Raw genomic sequence first — 20,168 nt, 5'->3', positions numbered from 1 at the left:
GATTAGCAGCCGCCGGGGCGGGGCCCGTAGAGGTCCACTGTCGTGGACTTCACGAACCAGCCGTCCTTCGGGGAACCCTGGAGCCGGTACCACGGCGTGCCGTTGTTGTAGATGTCCTTGGTGCAGTTGATGGTGATCTTGCCCCAGGAGCGTTCTACCCAGCCCACACCACATTTCGCGGGACTGCCGGGCGTGTAGCTGTCCGTTTGCCCGGGCTTACCCGGGCAGGTCCGGACAGTGCTGGCTTCCACCTGTATCTCTGATGCCGGCGGGTCCGGCGGCGGTGGCGCAGATCCGCTCCGGGACGTGTCGCTTCCGATGTTGCCGGCCTGGCCACCGCTGATGGCGCGGACTCTCAACGTTTTTGTTTCGCTGAAGCCCACGGTCGTAGAGAAACTTCTCTGCGTTGTGTCTGTCCAGCCGCCGCCTTCAAAGCTGTACTGGTAGCCGGTGACCGGCCTGCCGTTCCCGCTGGGCTGGTTCCATGTCCAGGACACCGTCTTGTCGCCGACGCCGCTGCTCTTGCTGCCGGTAACAGTCGGCGCCGCCGCAAGCCCATAGGGGTTCACGGTGTTTGATGCGGCACTCCTGTCGCCAGGTGTGGGGTTTCGTGAGGATACTGCCCACACCACCACAGCCGTGTCCTGGCCGTTCGGTGCCGCGATAACGCCACCGCCGGCGGGGATCGCTCCGCTGCTGGCGCCGGACGTCAGGGCATACCGGTAGCTGATCTCGTTGGCGTTGGCCCCGTTGCGTTCCTTCTGTGACAGTGGGTTGAAGGCCACGCGGATCTTGCCACCGGCCGCGTTGGTTTCCAGCAGTGCTGCCGTGGGCGCAGCTACGATGCCTGGCTTTCCTGCCGCGCGGATAGCCGCTGACTGCTGGCTGACACCGCTGACGCCGGCCTTGTTCGTTGCCGAGACAGTAAAGGTGTAGTCAGCTTCACTGTTGGCAACCGTGACGTTTTGCGAGGTCGCCCCGACCGACTGGGTGGCCACGACGGCCCCGCCCCGGTACGTGGTCAACGTATAAGCGGACACTGCGTCGCCGTTGTTGTTCGGCGCAGCCCAGCTGACCTGGAGTTGGCTTTGGTCGCCAACAGACCCAGCGCCGGACACTGAAGGCGCAGCAGGCGTCGCCGGCACACCAGCGGGAGTTTCCGCCGCAGAGTAGGGGCTCCACTCGGACGGTTCCTTGGCGTCGTTCCGGGCCAGGACGCGGACCTTGTAGGCCACGCCGTTCGTTAGCCCGCTCCAGACGTGGCTGTTGCCGGTGAGGTTTTGAATCTGCGGGTTCTGGCCGGCCGGAGCCGGCGAGATCTCAAGGTCGTAGGACTTGATGGGCGAGCCCTTGCTCGCCGGGGGAACCCAGGCAACGGACAGTTGCTTGTCACCAAACTTCAGTGTGGGAGCAACCGGGGTATCAGGCTTGACATCCGGACGGACCTCGGCAGATACCGGAGAACGCTCGGATTCATTGATCGCATTGGTAGCGGTGACGGCAAAGTGGTACTTCACGTTGTTGGTCAGCCCGGTCAACGTACACGTATTCGCGGGGCAGTCCTGCTTAAAGCCGTTCTCCCCGTACACCGTGTACTTGGTGATCGGTGAGCCACGATCAGCCGGCGCGTTCCATGTCAGCAACGCTGTCTGGTCGCCCACGCTTTGAGCCAGAGGCGTGGTGGGCGCGGCCGGCTTGTCCTTGACTGTGAGTCGGATGCGGGCCGTGGCATAACGGGAAGTTTCACCCGTCTTGTCGCCCACTACGTAGGCAACAACCATGGTCCCGGTGAAGCCCGACGACGGCGTGACGGTCACGTTTCCGCCGCTGACCTCCGCCGTGCCTTCGCCCGTCTCAGTGACCGCAGAGATGATCTTCAGCGGCGTATCCGGGAACGGGTTGGAGTCGTTCGCCAACGCATTGACCGTCACGGACTTCCCCGATTCCGCATCCGGTTCAAGGTCGTCGTTGGCCACCGGTTTGGGTCGGTTGGAAGCCGTCAATGACAGTTTGTACGTCGCGATCGCTTCGAGACCCCGTGGGTCCTTGGCTTTCACCTGGACCGTGCCGCCCTGGCCGATCTGCACCGAGTCTTCGGCGGAGACCTTCAGGGTCTTGCCGTCGATGCTCACCTTGAATCCACCCGGTGCTGCACCGGCCAACTCGTACTTCATGTTCTGAACGTCGTCGGAATCGGGATCGGACGCGAGCTTCTCCAGGTCCAGGCTTGCCGAGTCACCCTTGGGTACGTCCACGTCGCTGCCCAGCAGCACCGGCGGGTTGTTCTTGTTCGGATCCGGCAGCACCTTGGTGCGGATGCTCAGGGTCGACTTCAAGCCGTTGGGATCGTCGGGACCGCTTCCGTCAGTGACTTCGAAGCTGATGGAGCCGGGACCAACGTATTCAGCGCCGGCCGTGTACTTCAGGGCCGTTCCATTGCCCGCTACGGGGTCGCTGCCGTCGGCACCGATGAGTTTGATGCGGTCCGCCTGGGTGAGCCGCGGCGACTTTCCTTCGCGCACCTTGACCCATTCGGCCAGGTTCACAGTGACGGACTGGCCTGAAACCAGTTCCACCACTTCATCCTTGGCGAGCGTCGGAACCTGCTGGCCGATGCCCGGAACCCAGATGATGGCTGTAGATTTCTGGCCGTCTACATCCTCAACGGTGTAAGGCACCAGCTGCGGCTGCTCGGTGAGGTCCACCACCACGTTGCCTTCAGAACCCGGACGGGCCGTCTCCAAGCCAGTGGTGACCTTGAGGTTCTCCCCCACGCCGTCCGGATCCTCGTCGTTCTTGAGGACCGGAACGTCCACGGCTGTCTTGCCCAGCGTCTGGGCTGACGTGACGCGGTCATCGCGGGCGATGGGAGCTTGCAGCGGAATGTCGTTCTTGACGTTCACCCTGATGCTGGCCTGGCCCACGGCGTCCCTGTCGTCAGCCACGGAGTAACGGACGTTGACCGTACCCTCGGCGGCCGGAGCAGTGACGAGAACGCGGCCGCTGGTCTTGCTGACCTGGGCTTCGAGGCCAGCGTCGGCTTCGATGCTGTCCGTCAGGATGCGGATGATGTCGCCGTCGGGATCGGTGTCGTTGGCGGTGGCATCCACGGCGATCTGACGCCCAGGACGGACCTGCACTTCGTCGTCCACCGGGGCAGGCTTCTGGTTGTCTTCACCGCGAGGCGCGACGCCGACAGTCACCGTTCCGGTGTTGACCGCACCTTGGCGGTCAATCACCTTGTAGCGGAACGTGTCGGTTCCCGCGCCATCACCAGCGGCGACGAAATCGATGAAGCTGCTGCCCGCCGTCGCGGTTCCCATGGTGGGCGTGCTGTCGATGCCGGTCAACTGGACCGAGTCGCCGTCGGGGTCGATGCCGTCCAGCGGCACCGGGATCCGGACGCTGCCACCGGCCACCACGCGCGCGGTCAGGTTCTGCGGCTGCGGACGGGAGTTCTGCGCACCTTCCAGCGGCAGGATGTGGATGGTCACGGCCGCGGCGCTCTTCTGTCCCTGCGGGTCCACCGCGTTGTAGATGGCACGCACGGTCTTGGGAGTGGGGCCTGCGATGAAGCGCAGGGTCTTTTCGGAAATGAACGCTTTGCCGTCTTCTTCAGGGATGCTCTGCGCCAAGACAGGATCGACGGACAGTTCTTCACCCTGCGGGTGTGTGTCGTTGTCCAGGACCGGAATGGTCACGACGTCGTTGACGCGGACGTTGACTTCGTCGGGTTTCGGCTGGGGGGCCTCGACGACGGCGGGGGCCGGCACCGGGACGACGCCAACGGTGCCTGTGGCCGAGCCGCGGCCGTTGGACATGGTGTAGCTGAACACGAACGGCTCTTTCGCGCCGAGCACGTCGGTAACGCGCAGGACGCTGTGGTCGATCACGCTGACCGAAGCGGACGAGCCGTCGGGGACGGTGACGGACTGGAGGACCAGCACGCCGCCGGAAGGATCGGAGTCGTTGGCCAATGGATCCACCAGCACGCTGCCGCCCACAGGGAGCAGTGCGACGTCGTGAACCGCAACGGGCGCTCCAGCGTCCTTGCCGGATTCCACGTCAACCCGGATGAGGCCTTGGCTGCTTTGGGGCCCGTTGCTGGCGATGTACGTCAAGTAGATCGGGCCCGGTGTGGTGCTCCGGAAGGTGAACGTACCGCCGTCGGTCACTGGACCCAGCTCTGCCGGTCCGGCAGCCTCGACGTGCGCTACCCGCAGGGCACCGCCATTGGGATCGACGTCGTTCTTGAGGGGCGCAATGACCAGGTCCTGGCCAACCACGGCCGTGACGTGGTCGGCGTTGACCACCGGCGCCAAGGCGCCCGGGGGCTGAACGTTGACAACGATCCGGCCCGTCGTGGTGGCACGGCCGTCCCACACCGTGATGGTGACGTTTTTCTTGCCCGGTGCTGCACCAGAGTCCTGGTACGTGAGCAGGCCGTCGCGACGGACCTTGACCTGGTCCTGGTCGTTGTCCGTCTTGGCGTCCAGGAGGACGAGGTCGTCGCCGTCGGGATCCATCCAGTCGGTCAGGATGTTCTGGCTGACGGACTTGCCCTGCTCCACCAGCATGGTGGTGGGCTCGCCGCGTTTGAAGAAGGGAGGCTTGTTTTCCTCCGGAGCCACGACGCGCAGCGTGACCTGTCCACCGGCGGACAAACCGCGTCCGTCCGAGGCGTTGTAGTCGAAGGTTTCCGTTCCCGGCTTGGCGTCAGCGGGGACCTTGATCTGGAACGCTGAGCCACCGTAGATGTTCTCCAGCGCCCCGGATTTGGGCCCGTTGGCACCTACCGCAGCGGTGAGGACATCGCCGTCGGGGTCTGAGTCACTGTCCAGGATGCTGAGGATGGAGGTCCGGCCCGGCCGGACACCGAACTCGTCCGGTTTGGTTTCAGGCGCACGGTTGGGCTTGGTGCGGTCCGGGAGGACGTTGATGGTGTTGTTGTCCGCGGACTCCTGGTCCTGGTCATCGGACTGGTTCTTGGGCGGGACAACATCGTCCCAGTTGTTGACGAGCTGCATGTTCTGGTTGACCAGCCACACGCTTCCCGAGTTCACGTCGTTGAGGACTACGAGGTCGCGGTTGACGCGGAAGACATAACTGGGCGAGGCACTGGCCTTGGGGACGTCATTCTTCTTGTCATCGGCATCGTTCTCGCAGTCGCGGACATACTTGTTGGCCCCGGACCAGGCAGCGTGAACGCACTTGCTCACCTGCACGGGTGCTGCGGGGACGCCTTCGCCGTCGGCATTGAGTGTTGCAGCGGTGGATCCGTCCAAGGGCTGCTTCAGGAGGGCTTTGCGGGTGGCGATGGCAACAAAGCTGCTGTCCTCGCCACTTTGCTGCAGCTTGGCTTCACGGGCGTCCTGCAGCTGGAGTTTGCGGCCGCCTGGGAGGAACAGGTTTCCGGAGCCGGCATCGAGGACTACAGGCTTGTCCCCGACGACGGCGATCTGAAGGTCGCCGGCCCCTTTGAGATCATCCACCTTGGAGACCTGGGAGTCTGTCCGCTCGCCATTGGCGTCCACAGTGGTAACGGTGATCTCGCCCTTGCCCGGATCCGCTGTGTAGATGCGGTTATCGGCGCCTACTGCGGAGACCATGCCTTGGTCCCCAGTCAGGACAGGCTCGGTACCTTCTTCATCGAAGCCGTTGACCGTGGAGGGGGACAGCGCCCACACCTTGCCACGGGCGGGATCGGTCACCGAAAGGACGGTGGACCCATAACTGACTTGGGACGACGACGGCAGTTGCTTGTCGCCGCCGAGCTTCAGGTTCGCGGCAGAGACCTGGTTGATGGTGGAACCGGATTCGTCGTCGACAAAAACATTGCCGTCGTGCTGCAGAACGTCGAAAGTAGTGGTTGCCGGAGTCACGGCCCCATCAAGAACGCGCGACGGGTAGTTCAACCGCCCCACGGCGTTCTTGGTTTTGCTCACAACCCACACGCCGCCGTCGTTCAAGTCCACCTCAGTGGTCTTGAAGCCCGGGTAAAGTACAGCCCCGGTGATCAACAACGCGCCCGCCGCGGTGGCAGCAGTTCCCGCTATGAACTTCTTGTTTTGACGCCTTGTCAGCCCCAGCTTGCCGAAGAAATTTCTCACAGCCCCAAAATTCCTTTGATGTTCAGCCGCCCCCCAGCGACTTCCGGGCCAACCGACACATGCCGGCAGCCGTGCATTCCGCAGTACCCCCATACGGCGGCGGAATTTTCAGTCCCTAAGACTATCCCACGCACCCCACGGCCAATCGAGGACACCCGAGACCGGGCTATCCATTGGCTTTGACAGACTACGGCCTTAAGCACTGGGCGCGCGATGGGGAGAAGTGCCCCGTGCCCAACCTTTGTAACGGTCAGCACGGGGGCGCTCCGATGCCTGCGGGGTCTGGAAGGTTAGTGTGACCTGCGATGATGTAGCGCCCCACGTTGCGGTAGGAGCCTGATTCGATCCTCCACCAGCGGAACATGCCAACGACATGATCCGACTGGTCAATGTAACAACGCACAACCAGCGGGCCTTGATCAGCCGAGTAGAACCAAGGTGGCTGGTTGCCACCCTTCCCGTCGCAGGTTCTGTCCGATTCCCTGTAACTCGCGCTGCCCAGGGCATAGCTGCACGACCGCACAACCGCTCCCGGGTTCATGGTGGTTGTCCATTGACCTTCGCGTCCGGACTGGGCGCTGGCACTTGCCACAGGACCGCCGGTTCCCAGGGAGTTGAAGGTCTGCACGGCGATGCTGTGCGTCTCTTCCCATCCGGCAGTGTTGATGGTCCGGCTGCCAGAGGCGCCCACAGTCTCCCAGCCGCCGTTGTCGATGCGGATCTTCGTCGTCTTGACGTCATTGGTGGATGCCGACGGTGACGACCAATTGAAGGTCACCGATTTTTGGTTCACGGCACCATTGGATCCCGACGCCGACGGCGTCCCCGGCGCACCAAAGGGCGTGGCATTGGCAGCTTTGCTGGCATCGGAACTGGGCGCCACGGTTGAATGTGCCGTCACTGTCACGTTGGTGGCCTGGCCGTTGGCGAAGCCTCCAATGGTCTGCCCGGGCTGGATAGCGCCGGAGCGTCCGCCTGCGGAGTAGGTGTAGCTGACTTCGTTGGCCTTGGAACCGTTGCGTTGGGTATCGCCGAGCGCGGTGAAGTTGATGGTGAGCTGACCACCGGCGGCACCGGTGTTGGCCGGCGTCGCGCTGACGTTTTGAACGGTACCCAGTTTTCCAGTGGCCCTGCGCGGCGGTGACGCGGCGCTGACCAGGCTCTTGCCTGCCTTGTTCTCGGCCTGGACAGTAAATGTGTACGCCGATTCGTTAGTGGAAACCTTGAAGGTGGCTGTTCGGACGTTCCCCGGAATGGTCTGAGTCTGGGTGGTTCCGCTGCCGCCGCTCATGGTGACGTAATAGCTCTTGATGGGGTCACCATTGATGCCCGGCTCAGCCCAGTCCACGCGGAGCTGGTTTTGCGCACCAACTGCAGACACCACAGTGGTACTCGGCGGCGCCGGTGTTGCAGGGATACCGGCAGGGTGGTCCTCGGCAGAATACAGCCCCCAGTCTGAGGGGCCGAGGTCATTGACAGCCTGTGCACGGACCTTGTACTTCACACCGTTGGTCAGGCCCGGCCAGGTGTAGCTGAGGCCGCTGACATCGTTCTTGACGGCAATGCCGTTGGCGGGCGGCGGAGAGATCTCCAGGTTGTAGTGCTTCACCGGTGAACCCTCGGTTTTGGCAGGGGTCCAGGTGATCGCCAGGTCCTTGTCGCCGGCCTTGACCGTGGGGACGTCCGGGGGCGATGGCTTCTCATCCGGAGTGATCTCATTGGAGGGCACGGAGGGCTGGGATTCGCCTACCTCATTGGTGGCAACCACGGTGAAGACGTACTTGACGTTGTTGGTCAGTCCAGTCAACGTACATGTCGTCGTGGGGCACTCCTGCTGGAACCCGGCCGCTGTCACCGTGTACTTGGTAATGGCTGCGCCATTGTCCGACGGCGGCGCCCACTTGAGGACGGCCGTTTTGCTGCGGACGTCCGTGGCAACCGGCGCCGAAGGAGCATCGGGCTTGTCCCGCACCGTGATGCGGACACGGCCCACGGCTTGCCGGCTGGGATCATCGGTCTTGTCCTTGATGGTGTACCTGACCACCAGGACCCCCTTGAAGCCGTCGGCGGGCGTCACCGTGATGGAATCGCCTCCTATGGCAGGCTCGCCTGATGCGGATCCGGTCTCCACCACGGCCGAAAGCACCGTCAAGGGTTCGCTGAAGGGGTTGAAGTCGTTGCCCAGCACATTGATGGTTTCGGACTTGCCGGCGTTGGCCTTGTCGAGGACATCATCGTTCGCTGCCGGTTTGGGTCGGTTCGATGAGACTACGGAAACGGTGACGGCTGCCTTCGCAGGCTCCGAGCGGCCATCGGTCACCTTGAGCGGCACGGTCCCACGGGCGCCGGGGTTGATTGAACCCCCGGGGGTGATTTTCAGGACCGTACCCTCCACCCGCGCGTCGAATCCGCCGGGCAGGTCACCGTCCACGCTGAACGTGAGCTTGCCTTGGTCCTGCTCATCAACATCTGCGGCAAGGTTGGCCAGGTCCAGTTCGGTAGTCTCCCCCTTTGGCGCTTCAATCGCAGCTCCGCTGAAGGTGGGGGCGTGATTGGCGTTGGGGTTCGGGAGCACCTTGGTCTGGATGGTCAGAGTGGACTTCAAGCCCTCGGCATCGTCCGGACCACTACCGTCAGTCACTTCGAAGGTGATGGACCCGGGCCCCACGTACTCAGGCTGGGCCGCATACCTCAACGCAGTACCATCACCAGCAATAACGTTGGTGGAGTCACCGCCCAGGACACGGATCTTGTCCGCCACCGTAATGCGGGGTTGACGGCCGTCCCGGACCTTGACGTGATCCTGAAGGGCCAGAGTAACTTCCTCCCCCGCGGTGACCTCCACGATCTCAGTGGTGGAAAGCGTGGGGTACTGGAGGCCCTGGCCCGGAATCCACATGACCGCGGTAGCTGACTGCCCATCGATGTCGGTGACGGTGTAGGGAATCAACTGGTCCTGGGGCAGCAGCGTCACCACCACGCTGCCGGCAGTTCCGACGCGCGCATTCGGGTTCCCGTCCGGCAGGGAAATGGTGAGGTCCTCCGCCACGCCGTCGGGATCGGAATCGTTTTTCACCACCGGAACGTCAACCGCAGTTTTACCCAGGGTCTCGGCCAGCGTGATCCGGTCGTCCACTGCCACGGGGGCATGGAGCGGCGCGGTCGGGCTTGTCTGGACACGGATGACTGCGGCCGCTTCAGCCTTCTTATCGTCCTGAATCCGGTAGCTGATGCTGTCCGTGCCGGCCGCACCCGGCGCCGTGAGGACCACCTTTCCTGCGGCAGCCTCCACCTGCAGTTCCGGTTTGGCCTCGAACGCCGACACCAAAGCGATGGGGTCGCCGTCGGGGTCCGAGTCGTTTTTCAGTGCGTTCACCGCCACCCGTCGGCCGGGCCGGACATCAATGACGTCGTCCACCGCAATGGGCTTCTGGTTATCGGCTTCCGCAGGCGCAATGCCCACGATCACCGTGCCGGTGTTCTCCGCACCGATACGGTCCCGTACGCGGTAGCTGAACGTGTCAGTGCCTGCAGACGTGCCTCCGGCGGTGAACTCGAGGTACCCATCCCGCAGGATGGCTGTCCCCAGTTCGGGAGCCTTATCGATGCCCATCAGCTGCACCGAGTCGCCATCGGCATCGATACCGTCCAGGGGAACAGGGATTCTTACCGTCATCCCCGCAACCACGCGGGCTGTCAGATTCCGTGGCTCGGGCCTGGTGTTGGTGGCGTCATCGCGGGCGCGGATGCGGATGGTGACTTGCTGCGAGTCAGTTTGGCCGGAGGCATTGCTGACCTTGTAGATGGCATAAACGGTGGTGGGTTCCTCGCCAGCGATATACCGGAGGGTGTTCCCCGCAACAAAGATCCTGCCCGCGGCCTCGTCGGGCTGCTGTGCCAGGACGGGGTCCAGTGTGAGCTCTCCGCCGTTGGGGTCCGTGTCGTTGTCCAGGACCGGGATGGTCACTATGTCGCCGGCACGCACGGATACCTCGTCCGGCTTGGCCTGCGGCGCCTGAAGTTTGGTCGGCGCCGGCACAACCTGGACGGAAATGTCCCCTGTGGCCGACGCTTTGCCGTTGGAGATGGTGTATTTCAACGAGAGCTGCCCCTGGGCCCGGACGTCGGTGATCTTGATGACCGAGTGGTCAAGGACCGCGACCGATACCGGGAGCCCGTCGGCCGCCGTGACCGACTGGACCACCAGGACGCCCCCACTGGGGTCTGAGTCGTTGCCCAACACGTCAACCACGGTGCTGCCGCCACTGGGCAGGAGGGCAATATCGCGGACCGCCACCGGTGCGCCGTCGCTGTTTCCGGACACGACGTCCACCCGCACCAGTTGCTGGGCACTCGCCGGTCCGTTGGTCACCATGTACGTCACATAGTGGGGACCTACCGACGTCGAGTTGAAAGTAAACGTCTGCTGGTCCGGACCCACCACGGCGGTCGACTGCGCGTCCGGCTGTGCCTGCGCAAGTCTTAGCGTCCCGCCCTGGGGGTCGGTGTCATTCTTGAGCGGCGCGATCACCGTGTCCTGGCCCCCCACCGCAACCACGTGATCCGCATTCGCGATGGGCGGCAGCGCACCGGGAGCACGGACGTCAACGCTGATCTGCCCTTGGGTCGTCAGGGACCCGTCCGAGACACTGACGGTCAGGGTTTTACGGCCCGGGCCAGCCCCTGCGTCCTGGAAGGTGAGCAAGCCGTCCGGCCTGATCCGGACCTGGTCCGCTGGATCGCTGCTGGAGACGGCGACGGCAAAGATGTCATCGCCGTCGGGGTCCAGCCAATCGGTGAGGACAAACTGGCTGGCGATCTTCCCGGACTGGACCACCAAGGCATTGTTCCGGTTGGGTTTGGGCTGGGGGGCGTTGTTTTCCTCCGCGGGCACAACCCGCAGGTCGACGTCCGCGCCGCCTGTACCGCCACGGCCGTCGTCCACCGAGTACTTGAACGTTTCGGAGCCCGTGGTTCCGGCGGGGACTGCGATCTGGAAGCCGGTGCCACCGTAGACGGCGGACAAGGCGCCGGACTTCAGTGGCTCGCTGGTGCTGACCGTGAGGACGTCGCCGTCGGCATCGGCGTCGTTGTCCAGCACGGGCAGGACAGTGGTCTTTCCGGCCCTGACTCCGAAGGCATCGGGTTTAGCCACCGGCACGGTGTTGGGTTTGCTGCGGTCCGGAAGGACTGTCTGCTGGACTTCGTCCGCGGAGTCCTTGTCGGCGTCGTCCGAGGTCTGCTGGGGCGGGATGACGTCGTCCCAGTTGTTGACCAACTGCATGTTCTGGTTGACCATCCAGACGTTGCCTGAGTTGACGTCGTTCAGCACCACAAGATCACGGTTGACCCGGAAAACGTACGACGGCGACGCACTCGCCTTGGGAACGTCGGACCGCTTGTTATCTGCCTCGTTGGTGCATTCCCGGACGTATTTGTTGGCACCGGACCACGCTGCGTACGTGCAGGACCCTAGATGGACTGGGGCAGCCGGAATGCCCTGGCCGTCCGCTTGGACCGTCTTGGCGGTCCCGCCGTCCAGGGGTTGCAGGAGCAGTGCCTTCGGGGTGGCGATGGCGATAAAATCGGCGGCCGGGCCGCTCTGCTGCAATTTGGCTTCCCTGGCGTCCTCCAGGTGTACTTTGTTGCCCCCGGGCAGCACGATGTCGCCGGTGGCTGCGTTAAGCACCACTGCTTTGTCGCCGACGGTTGTCAACTGGACCTCGCCGTCGGCCTTTAAGGCCTCGTCCTTCCTGGCCTGTGAGTCTACGGACTTACCCTCGGCGTCCACCTTTGTTGCCGTCAGTGTCCCGGTTTTCGGGTCCAGTGTGTGGATGGTGTCGTCAACGCCCACCACCGAGACAACGCCGGGCGACTGCTCGAACAAGGGTTCCGACTCGTCGCTGAAACCGCCAATGGAGGTGGGAGAAACAGCCCAGACCTTGCCCTGGGACGGGTCAGTGACAGCCAGTACTTTGTTGCCGAAGCTGACCTCTGCGGAGCCTGGAAGTTTTTGGTCGCCGCCCAGGCGCATGTTGGCGGCGCTGACAGGGTTGATGGTCCCGCCATCTGCGTCATCGATGAAGATGTCGCCGGCCTGCTGAAGGATATCGAAGTTGGTGCTGGCCGGAGTCACTGCCCCATCCAGCGATTTGGAGGGGTAATTCAGGCGACCGGCCGCATTCTTGGTCTTACTGACCACCCAGACGCCGCCGTCGTTCAGTTCCACCTCGGTGGTCTTGAACCCCGGATAGAGGATGGCACCTGTTACCAGGACGGCCGCTGCCGCAGTGAAGGCAGTGGCTGCGATGACCTTACGCCGGCGGTTATTGGCACGACGTTTTCCGGACCCATCAGACAGAGCCATCCCACATTCCCCCACAGTTCAGGCAGCACAAAGCAGCCGGCGCCGACCCCCACGGCGAAACACGACACAATCAACGCAAAGCCTACCGGGTTACTCCATCGATTAGCTAAGTCGTGACGTGAATCGCATTCACCACGCTCTCTCACCTAACAGCCCTTAAAGCCGAACGCTCGCTCACTTTCCTGAAGAAAGTGAGCGAGCGTTCGGCTCAAGTCCAAGGGAAGTGAGAGAGCGTGCGCATCGGAAGGCGGGCTGCCAGCAGGGCCCTAGTCCAGCACCAGTCCCTTGCCGCGGCCACGGGCCAGCATCACGGGATGGATTTCGCCGAAGCCACGGACGTTCTCCGATTTCTGGGGAACCAGGACGAAGCGGTCGTCCTGTCCAAGGGCAGCGGCCGTCATGGCGTCTACGAGCACCGTCCCGGGCTGCGCCAGCGTGGTGAGCCGTGCGGCGAGGTTCACGGTGGGACCGTAGATATCGCCCAGTCTGGACAGGATGCGGCCCCAGACCATGGATACGCGGCACTGCGGCAGAATTTCGTCCTCGGTGAAGGCCTGCGCCAACGCCAGGGAAATCTCGGCCCCGGCCGCAGGGGTTTCAGCGATGTACAGAACTTCGTCGCCCACGGTTTTGACAAGTCGGCCGCCGCCCACGGAGATGATTTCGGCACACTTGTTCTCAAAGCGCTGCACCAACTGGGCGAGCGTCTTTTCGTTCATCCGACGCGAAAGGCTGGTGTAGGAGACGAGGTCGGCGAAACCCACGGCCCGTGCCAAGGGCAACGGCGAATCGTCTTCGTCGCCCTCGCGGCCTTCTTCACTGGCCTGCAGCCCGGCTTCGGCGCGAACCGCCAAGCGTTGCACACCTGCGTTGAGTTGACGGCGATAGGAGTAGACCAGGATCTCTTCGAGCGAGTCCACCAGGCCGGGCAACTGACCTACCAGTTGCTTACGGGCCACAGCATCCGGAATCCCCTGCTCAGACACCATGTCTTCCACCAAGGCTTCGATCTGCCAAACCACCATGCGGTCCGTCATCTGCCCGATGGACCGGGTGACAGAGATGGCCGCTTCCTCGGTCAGGACGCCGGCCCGGACAAGGTCCAGGATGGTGGACAGCGCCGCCTGGTCCCGTTCCGTAAAAGCGACGTCTTCGTCGCCGAAGTTCGGGAATCCCAGGGCACGCCAGATTTTGCGGGCGGACAGAATGGATACGCCTGCCCCTGCGGCAACTTCACGACGACGAAGCTTACGTTCGCCACCCAGCAGCTTTGATTCCAGTGCTTTGATGGCCAGGCGCTCGGCAGACATGACGCCCGTGGGCGGACCGCTTTGCACCGCAACCGGAGCAGGCCCCGCGTCGGTGTCCTCATCCACGGAAGGTTCGGGGACGGCGTCGAACTCCTGGTCCAAGTCCTCGCCGGACTGCTGATCCTCAACGCTCATCTCTTCCACCTTCTCTCAGCTCCCATGGCAACTGGTCATAGTCCGTCAATACTTGGCCCTCAAAAACCTCACCTTGCGGGAGTTCGTCCATCGCGTCAAGAATGAATCCCCGGAACTTCGCGACGTCCGGAACATCCGCCAGGATGGCCGTTCCGGAGTACCCGGTATCCAAGGATATATTCCCGGAGTGCAATGTCCGTTGGAGCATGCTCTGATGGACTCCCACGTTGCGGACCGCCATGAGCGATATCTGCCAATCCCGGCGTCGAAACATTCCGTATTTGGCAAGTATCCGTCTGCTCGTCAGGATGTAGCGGACGGAGTTCCAGCGCATGACGCGGCGCAGGCTGTAAGCCAGCAACAACCATGCTGCGAGTACCAAACACAGGCCAACCAGCCATGGTGTCCATTCCACTGTAATGAACGGCGCCACTCGCTGGGCATTTCCTTTGACAATCCAAGCGCAGGCATAACCCGTCAGGGCCGGAGCAATGAGGAATGCCAGCACCGGGAAGAAGAGGGATCGGGCCTGTTGGCGCGTGATGGTGATGACCTGCTCCCCCGGAAGCAACTCTTTACGCATAACCGCTTTCTGTGGCACGCAGGTGCACCACATCACCAGCTGTCACCACGTGTTCCCTGCCCCCATGGTCCACCACCAGCAACGAGCCGTGCTCGTCCAACCGCGAGGCATGTCCTACCAGTTCGTGATCGCCAGGCAGGTGCGCCCGCACTTCGCGGCCCAAAGTGACCATGGCGGACTCAACCCGCTTGTGCAGGGAAGGTCCTCCCGCCAATCCTGCGGCCGGGTCCCCCTCGGAATTGCAGAAACTGCGGTAGAGCCGGGCGAAGCGCGAAAGGTAGCTCTTCAGCAGCGCGGTGCGGTCCGTCGTCGTGGCCCCTTCCAAGGCCAGTGACGTCGCTGTCGTGACCGGCAGCTCTTCCTCGGCCAGCGTGACGTTGAGGCCCACGCCGAGGATGACGGCGGGAACCGAGCCATCGCCCAAGGCCGTCATCTGCGCGAGGATGCCTGCGATCTTGCGGCCGTTGACCAGGACGTCGTTGGGCCACTTGATATCGGCTGTTACCCCGGCTGTTTCCTGCAAAGCCTCGCGCAGGGCGACCGCAGCAAGAAGGGACAGCCACGAATAACTCTGCGTTGGGACCGGCATGCCCTCTGCCGTAACAGGACGGAGCACCATGGACACCGACACCGCTGAACGCTCAGGCGATTCCCAGTGCCGGTCCAGCCGTCCACGCGCCGCCGTCTGGTGTTCGGCGGTCAGAACGGAAAGGTCAGCCCACTTTTTGGGCTCAACAGTGACCGCCCGTACCAAGTCCTGGTTGGTGGACCCAGTGGACTGGACGACGGTCAACTGCGAAATGCCAGTGGCCGACAAGAAGTCCGGCTGCAGCAACGATTCACGGTCCAGGGCCGGCCGCTCGGGACCGGCGGCTGGGACGTGGGGTTCGCTGCTGTCTGGCTGTTCGGCATCCATAGCTGAATCCTATCCAGTTGCGGCGGTCCGGTATGGCCCACGGTCCAGAAAAGCGGCTGGGAATCCGCCTAGAGAAAAATGTCCGGAACCAGGCGGTCTTCGGGCGCGCCCAGGCTGTACGGCGAAAAGTCCGACACACCAGCCGCGCGCAGGACCTCTTCATCGGTGAAGAACTTGCCCGTTGCCCCCGCACCCGTCAGGACGGCATGCGCGGCGTCGGCCATGATTTCTGGACCGCGTGCGGCCTGGACGATTTGCTGCCCGCCGGGCATGTTCCGGATCGCGGCAGTGTCGATGAGCGTGCATGGCCAAAGCGAGTTGACCGATACGTCGTCGTTCTTGAGTTCTTCGGCCAGCCCCAGGGTGGTGAGGCTCATCCCATACTTGGCCATGGTGTAGGCCAGATGCATGCCGGCCCACTTGGGGTCCAGGTTCAGCGGCGGAGACAGGGTAAGGATGTGGGCGTGGCTGGATTCCCTGAGCGCCGGCAGCGCCAGCTTGGAGAGCAGGAACGTTCCACGGACGTTGATGTCCTGCATGAGGTCGTAGCGCTTCATGTCCACGGCATCGGTGCGGGACAGGTCGATCGCCGAGGCGTTGTTAACCACGACGTCGATCCCTCCGAAACGCTCGACGGCGGCGGCTACTGCTGCGGCGACGTCGTCATCATTGCGGACGTCCCCGACCAGGGGCAGCGCCTGGCCGCCTGCGGCGACCAGTTGTTCAGCGGCTGTAAAGACCGTTCCCTCGAGTTTGGGATGGGGATCACCGGTCTTGGCCATGAGCACAATGTTGGCGCCGTCGCGGGCTGCGCGGGTGGCTATGGCCAAGCCGATGCCCCGGCTGCCGCCGGACATGAGGATGGTCCGGCCCTTGAGCGAACCGGTGGCCACGTAGGGAGTTTGCGCCGGCGCAAGTGCGCGGGAAGCGTCGTTGCTTGAAGTCATGGGGACACTCTAACGCAACTATGTTACTAGCGGGTAACATAGCGATGGCTTTGGCTTGGACGCGGAAAATTGTAGGGTTTCTACAGCGGTTCGCGGCAAAGGCGTCACTAGACTGGCCTGCGGGGCCTGTTCTTTGTACGGAAGCTACTTAAGCTTCGGGACCAACACCGAACTGCGCCAGCGAAAATCAGCTACAGAGCCGGAGACACTTGATGAGCCACGATCTGACAACGACAGCGGGAAAGATTGCCGACTTCCGCGACCGCCAGGCCCGTGCAGAGCAACCTTCCGGCCCGGAAGCGATTGAGAAGCAGCACGCACGGGGCAAGAACACGGCCCGCGAACGCATTGACCTCTTGGTTGATCCGGGCTCGTTCGTCGAGTTCGACGCCTTGGCAGTCCACCGCTCCACTGCCTTCGGCATGGAGAAGAAGAAGCCCCTCGGCGACGGCGTGGTCTCCGGATACGGCACCGTTGATGGCCGCCTCATCGCGATCTACAGCCAGGACTTCAGCGTCTACGGCGGCTCCCTGAGCCAGGTCAACGGCGAGAAGATCGTCAAAGTCCAGGAATTCGCCCTCGGCAACGGTTGCCCGGTTGTCGGAATCAACGACGGCGGCGGCGCGCGTATCCAGGAAGGCGTAGCTTCCCTGGCCATGTTCGCTGACATCTTCCGCAACAACGTCCACGCTTCCGGCGTGGTCCCGCAGATCTCCCTCATCATGGGCCCGTGCGCCGGCGGCGCAGCCTACTCCCCCGCCCTGACCGACTATGTGGTCATGGTGGACAAGACCTCGCACATGTTCATCACCGGCCCGGACGTCATCAAAACTGTCACCGGCGAAGACGTGGACATGGAAACCCTCGGTGGCGCCCGCCAGCACAATGCCACCACCGGAACCTCCACCTACCTTGCCTCGGACGAAGCAGACGCGATCGAATTCGTCCGCGAACTCCTGGACTTCCTCCCCTCCAACAACCTGTCCGAAGCCCCCGTCGTGGAGCACGACCAGGAACTGGAACTCAACGACGACGACCTCGCACTGGACGCGCTGATTCCCGATTCCGCCAACCAGCCGTACGACATGCGCAAGGTCATTGAGCAGATCGTGGACGACGCGCACTTCCTTGAAATGCAGTCCTTGTACGCCCCAACGTGATGATCGGCTACGGCCGCGTTGAGGGACACACCGTGGGCATCGTGGCCAACCAGCCCATGCAGTTTGCCGGAACCCTGGACATCTCCGCCTCGGAAAAGGCTGCCCGCTTTGTCCGCCACTGCGATGCGTTCAACATCCCCATCATCACTCTGGTGGACGTCCCCGGCTTCCTGCCCGGCAAGGACCAGGAGTTCCAAGGCATCATCCGCCGTGGCGCGAAGCTCCTGTACGCCTACGCCGAAGCAACGGTCCCCAAGCTCACCGTGATCACCCGCAAGGCCTACGGTGGCGCGTACATCGTGATGGGCTCCAAGAAGCTCGGCGCAGACCTGAACCTCGCCTGGCCCACCGCCCAGATCGGCGTCATGGGCGCCCAGGGTGCCGTGAATATCCTGTACCGTCGCGATCTTGCTGCTGTTGCCGAAGCCGGCGGTGATGTCGAGGCCAAGCGGGCCGAGATCATCCAGGGCTACGAGGAAGAACTCCTCAACCCCTACCAGGCGGCCCAACTGGGCTACGTGGACGCAGTCATCGCTCCGTCCGACACGCGCCTCCAGATCATCCGCGGCCTCCGGGCCCTCCGCGACAAGCGCGCGAGCCTGCCCACCAAGAAGCACGGAAACATCCCGCTGTGAGCACGCCGAAGCACCGGGCTGATTCCGCGCCTGATCAGGTACCCGCTGAAGCAGCCGCTGCGCCGCTGTTTTCGGTGGTCAAGGGCGAACCGACGGCCGAAGAGCTCGCGGCGATTGCCGCCGTCGTGGTTTCACTCGGGACAACGCAGGAAGCTGCCGCATCGAAGCCGAACGTCCGGCATTGGGTGCGTCGTCAGCAGTTGCGGCTGGACCCCACCCCCGGTCCTGGCGCGTGGAAGCGAAGCCGCGGCTAGTTTTCGCTCACGTAGAAAAATTCAACAACCCTTTCACGTAAGCGGTGTCGCGGCTAGGCTCTGTGGGTGACTACTGCAAACACTCCTGTACGCCCGAAGTCCGCCATCGATGCCGTCGCTGACGCGTACACAGAAAAGTTGATCGAACTCAATCCCGGCTTCGCCACCACACTGGGCTTGCCCGGACACGAAACCGAATACCAGGACTACTCCCCTGCCGGTGCCGAGGCTCATGCGGAAGCCACAAAGTTGGCCTTGGATGCCTTGGCAGGCCTTGAGCCGTCCGATGATGTGGATGCCGTCACCCTGGACGCCATGCGCGAGCGGCTCGGCCTGGAACTGGAGATCCACGAGTCGGGCTGGGACCTCGCCGACCTGAACAACATCGCCTCCCCCGCCCAGGACATTCGTGCGATTTTCGACCTCATGCCCACGGACACGGTGGAACAGTGGGAGCACATTGCTGGCCGTGCAGCTAATGTTCCCGGGGCTGTTGAGGGGTACATCGCTTCCCTTCGCTCGGCTGCTGCCGACGGAAAAGTAGCTGCTGCCCGCCAGGTCCGAATCGTGATCGAGCAGACGGGCCGCTACGCCTCAGAGGACGGCTTCTTCGCCAAAATGGCCACCAACGCTGCTATTGATGGCTCGCCGCTGCCCGCCGAGGTTCAGTCAAGGCTCGACGCCGGGACTGCGGCCGCGCGTTCTGCGTACAGCGCCTTGGGTGGATTCCTTCGGGACGAACTCCTGCCCCTGGCGCCGGAGAAGGACGCAGTCGGGCGCGAACGCTACGCGCTGGCCTCGCGTTCATTCGTTGGCGCCGAAGTAGATCTGGAAGAGACCTACGCTTGGGGCGTCCAGGAACTTGAGCGGCTCATCGGCGAGCAGGAGAAGGTCGCGGCGCAGATCAAGCCCGGCGCCTCCATTGAAGAAGCCAAGGCCATCCTCAATAGCGACCCTGCCCGCCAGATCAAGGGCACCGACGCCTTGAAAGCCTGGATGCAGGAACTCTCCGACCGCGCTGTCTCCGAGCTGGCCGATGTCCACTTCGACATCCCGGACGTCATGAAAACCCTCGAGTGCATGATCGCCCCCACCGACGAGGGCGGCATCTACTACACCGGCCCTTCCGACGACTTCTCCCGGCCCGGACGTATGTGGTGGTCAGTTCCAGCAGGCGAGGACACTTTCACCACGTGGTCCGAAACCACCACCGTTTTCCATGAAGGGGTGCCCGGCCACCACCTCCAGGTTGCCACCGCTACGTACCGGCGCGAACTTCTCAATAACTGGCGTCGCAACGTCTGCTGGGTCTCCGGGCACGGCGAAGGCTGGGCGCTCTACGCCGAGCAACTCATGCTGGAACTCGGATACCTCAAGGACCCGGGCGACCACATGGGCATGCTGGATGGCCAACGGATGCGGGCAGCCCGCGTAGTGTTCGACATCGGTGTGCACCTGGAACTGCCCGTCCCCGAACGTTGGGGTACCGGCACCTGGACGCCGGAGAAGGGCTTCGACTTCCTCAAAGCCAACCTCGACATCAGTGAAGGCCAGCTTCAGTTCGAATTCACCCGCTACCTGGGCTGGCCGGGACAAGCTCCGTCCTACAAGGTGGGGCAGCGTCTGTGGGAGCAGATCCGTGCCGAGCTGGAGTCCCGTGAAGGCTTCGATCTCAAGTCCTTCCACAGCAAGGCGCTCAACGTCGGCTCGGTCGGTTTGGACGTGCTGCGCCGGGCGTTGCTGGGCTGACT

General features: G+C 63.4%; 8 protein-coding genes and 1 pseudogene. 3 read left to right on the top strand and 6 right to left on the bottom strand.

Translation table 11 applies throughout. The features are described from left to right. Positions 1-2 precede the first annotated feature (2 nt). The 6 genes from CGK93_RS07415 to CGK93_RS07390 all read right to left on the bottom strand — a co-directional run bounded on the left by CGK93_RS07415 (position 3) and on the right by CGK93_RS07390 (position 16,368). Positions 3-6,203, bottom strand: coding sequence for an Ig-like domain-containing protein (locus CGK93_RS07415; protein WP_089594269.1), 6,201 nt, complete (start codon positions 6,201-6,203; stop codon positions 3-5). 157 nt (positions 6,204-6,360) lie between these two features. Continuing rightward, positions 6,361-12,477, bottom strand: coding sequence for an Ig-like domain-containing protein (locus CGK93_RS07410; protein WP_089594268.1), 6,117 nt, complete (start codon positions 12,475-12,477; stop codon positions 6,361-6,363). A 266-nt stretch (positions 12,478-12,743) separates the two neighbouring features. After that, complete coding sequence (locus CGK93_RS07405; RefSeq protein ID WP_089594267.1) at positions 12,744-13,922, bottom strand: adenylate/guanylate cyclase domain-containing protein; 1,179 nt, start codon at positions 13,920-13,922, stop codon at positions 12,744-12,746. After that, on the bottom strand, positions 13,912-14,505 hold the full coding sequence (locus CGK93_RS07400; protein ID WP_089594266.1) for a PH domain-containing protein: 594 nt from the start codon (positions 14,503-14,505) through the stop codon (positions 13,912-13,914). The genes CGK93_RS07405 and CGK93_RS07400 overlap by 11 nt, the downstream gene beginning before the upstream one ends. Then, the gene (locus CGK93_RS07395; protein WP_089594265.1) at positions 14,498-15,421 is read right to left on the bottom strand and encodes a biotin--[acetyl-CoA-carboxylase] ligase; all 924 of its coding nucleotides are present in this window, start codon (positions 15,419-15,421) and stop codon (positions 14,498-14,500) included. The genes CGK93_RS07400 and CGK93_RS07395 overlap by 8 nt, the downstream gene beginning before the upstream one ends. A gap of 68 nt (positions 15,422-15,489) precedes the next feature. Beyond that, positions 15,490-16,368 (bottom strand): SDR family oxidoreductase, encoded by an 879-nt coding sequence (locus tag CGK93_RS07390; RefSeq protein WP_089594264.1) that lies wholly within the window; start codon positions 16,366-16,368, stop codon positions 15,490-15,492. Positions 16,369-16,580: 212 nt separating this feature from the next. Between CGK93_RS07390 and CGK93_RS07385 the strand changes: the two are divergent. The 3 genes and pseudogenes from CGK93_RS07385 to CGK93_RS07375 all read left to right on the top strand — a co-directional run bounded on the left by CGK93_RS07385 (position 16,581) and on the right by CGK93_RS07375 (position 20,166). Continuing rightward, positions 16,581-18,163: pseudogene (locus CGK93_RS07385) on the top strand (acyl-CoA carboxylase subunit beta). After that, on the top strand, positions 18,160-18,417 hold the full coding sequence (locus tag CGK93_RS07380) for an acyl-CoA carboxylase subunit epsilon (RefSeq protein ID WP_089594263.1): 258 nt from the start codon (positions 18,160-18,162) through the stop codon (positions 18,415-18,417). The pseudogene CGK93_RS07385 and the gene CGK93_RS07380 overlap by 4 nt, the downstream one beginning before the upstream one ends. 66 nt (positions 18,418-18,483) lie before the next feature. Continuing rightward, a complete protein-coding gene (locus tag CGK93_RS07375) occupies positions 18,484-20,166 on the top strand; it encodes a DUF885 domain-containing protein (RefSeq protein ID WP_089594262.1) in 1,683 nt (560 codons plus the stop codon). Positions 20,167-20,168 lie beyond the last annotated feature (2 nt).

The organism is Arthrobacter sp. YN, from assembly GCF_002224285.1.
Classification (GTDB): Bacteria; Actinomycetota; Actinomycetes; order Actinomycetales; family Micrococcaceae; genus Arthrobacter.
The sequence above is the reverse complement of the archived record's forward strand: the minus strand, read 5'-3'. Positions and strand labels throughout refer to the sequence as shown.

Excerpts from the sequence above, each read along its gene's own strand:
- CGK93_RS07415 (WP_089594269.1), bottom strand. The coding sequence starts at position 6,203 with ATGGGGGTACTGCGGAATGCACGGCTGCCGGCATGTGTCGGTTGGCCC.
- CGK93_RS07410 (WP_089594268.1), bottom strand. The coding sequence starts at position 12,477 with ATGGCTCTGTCTGATGGGTCCGGAAAACGTCGTGCCAATAACCGCCGG.
- CGK93_RS07405 (WP_089594267.1), bottom strand. The coding sequence starts at position 13,922 with ATGAGCGTTGAGGATCAGCAGTCCGGCGAGGACTTGGACCAGGAGTTC.
- CGK93_RS07400 (WP_089594266.1), bottom strand. The coding sequence starts at position 14,505 with ATGCGTAAAGAGTTGCTTCCGGGGGAGCAGGTCATCACCATCACGCGC.
- CGK93_RS07395 (WP_089594265.1), bottom strand. The coding sequence starts at position 15,421 with ATGGATGCCGAACAGCCAGACAGCAGCGAACCCCACGTCCCAGCCGCC.
- CGK93_RS07390 (WP_089594264.1), bottom strand. The coding sequence starts at position 16,368 with ATGACTTCAAGCAACGACGCTTCCCGCGCACTTGCGCCGGCGCAAACT.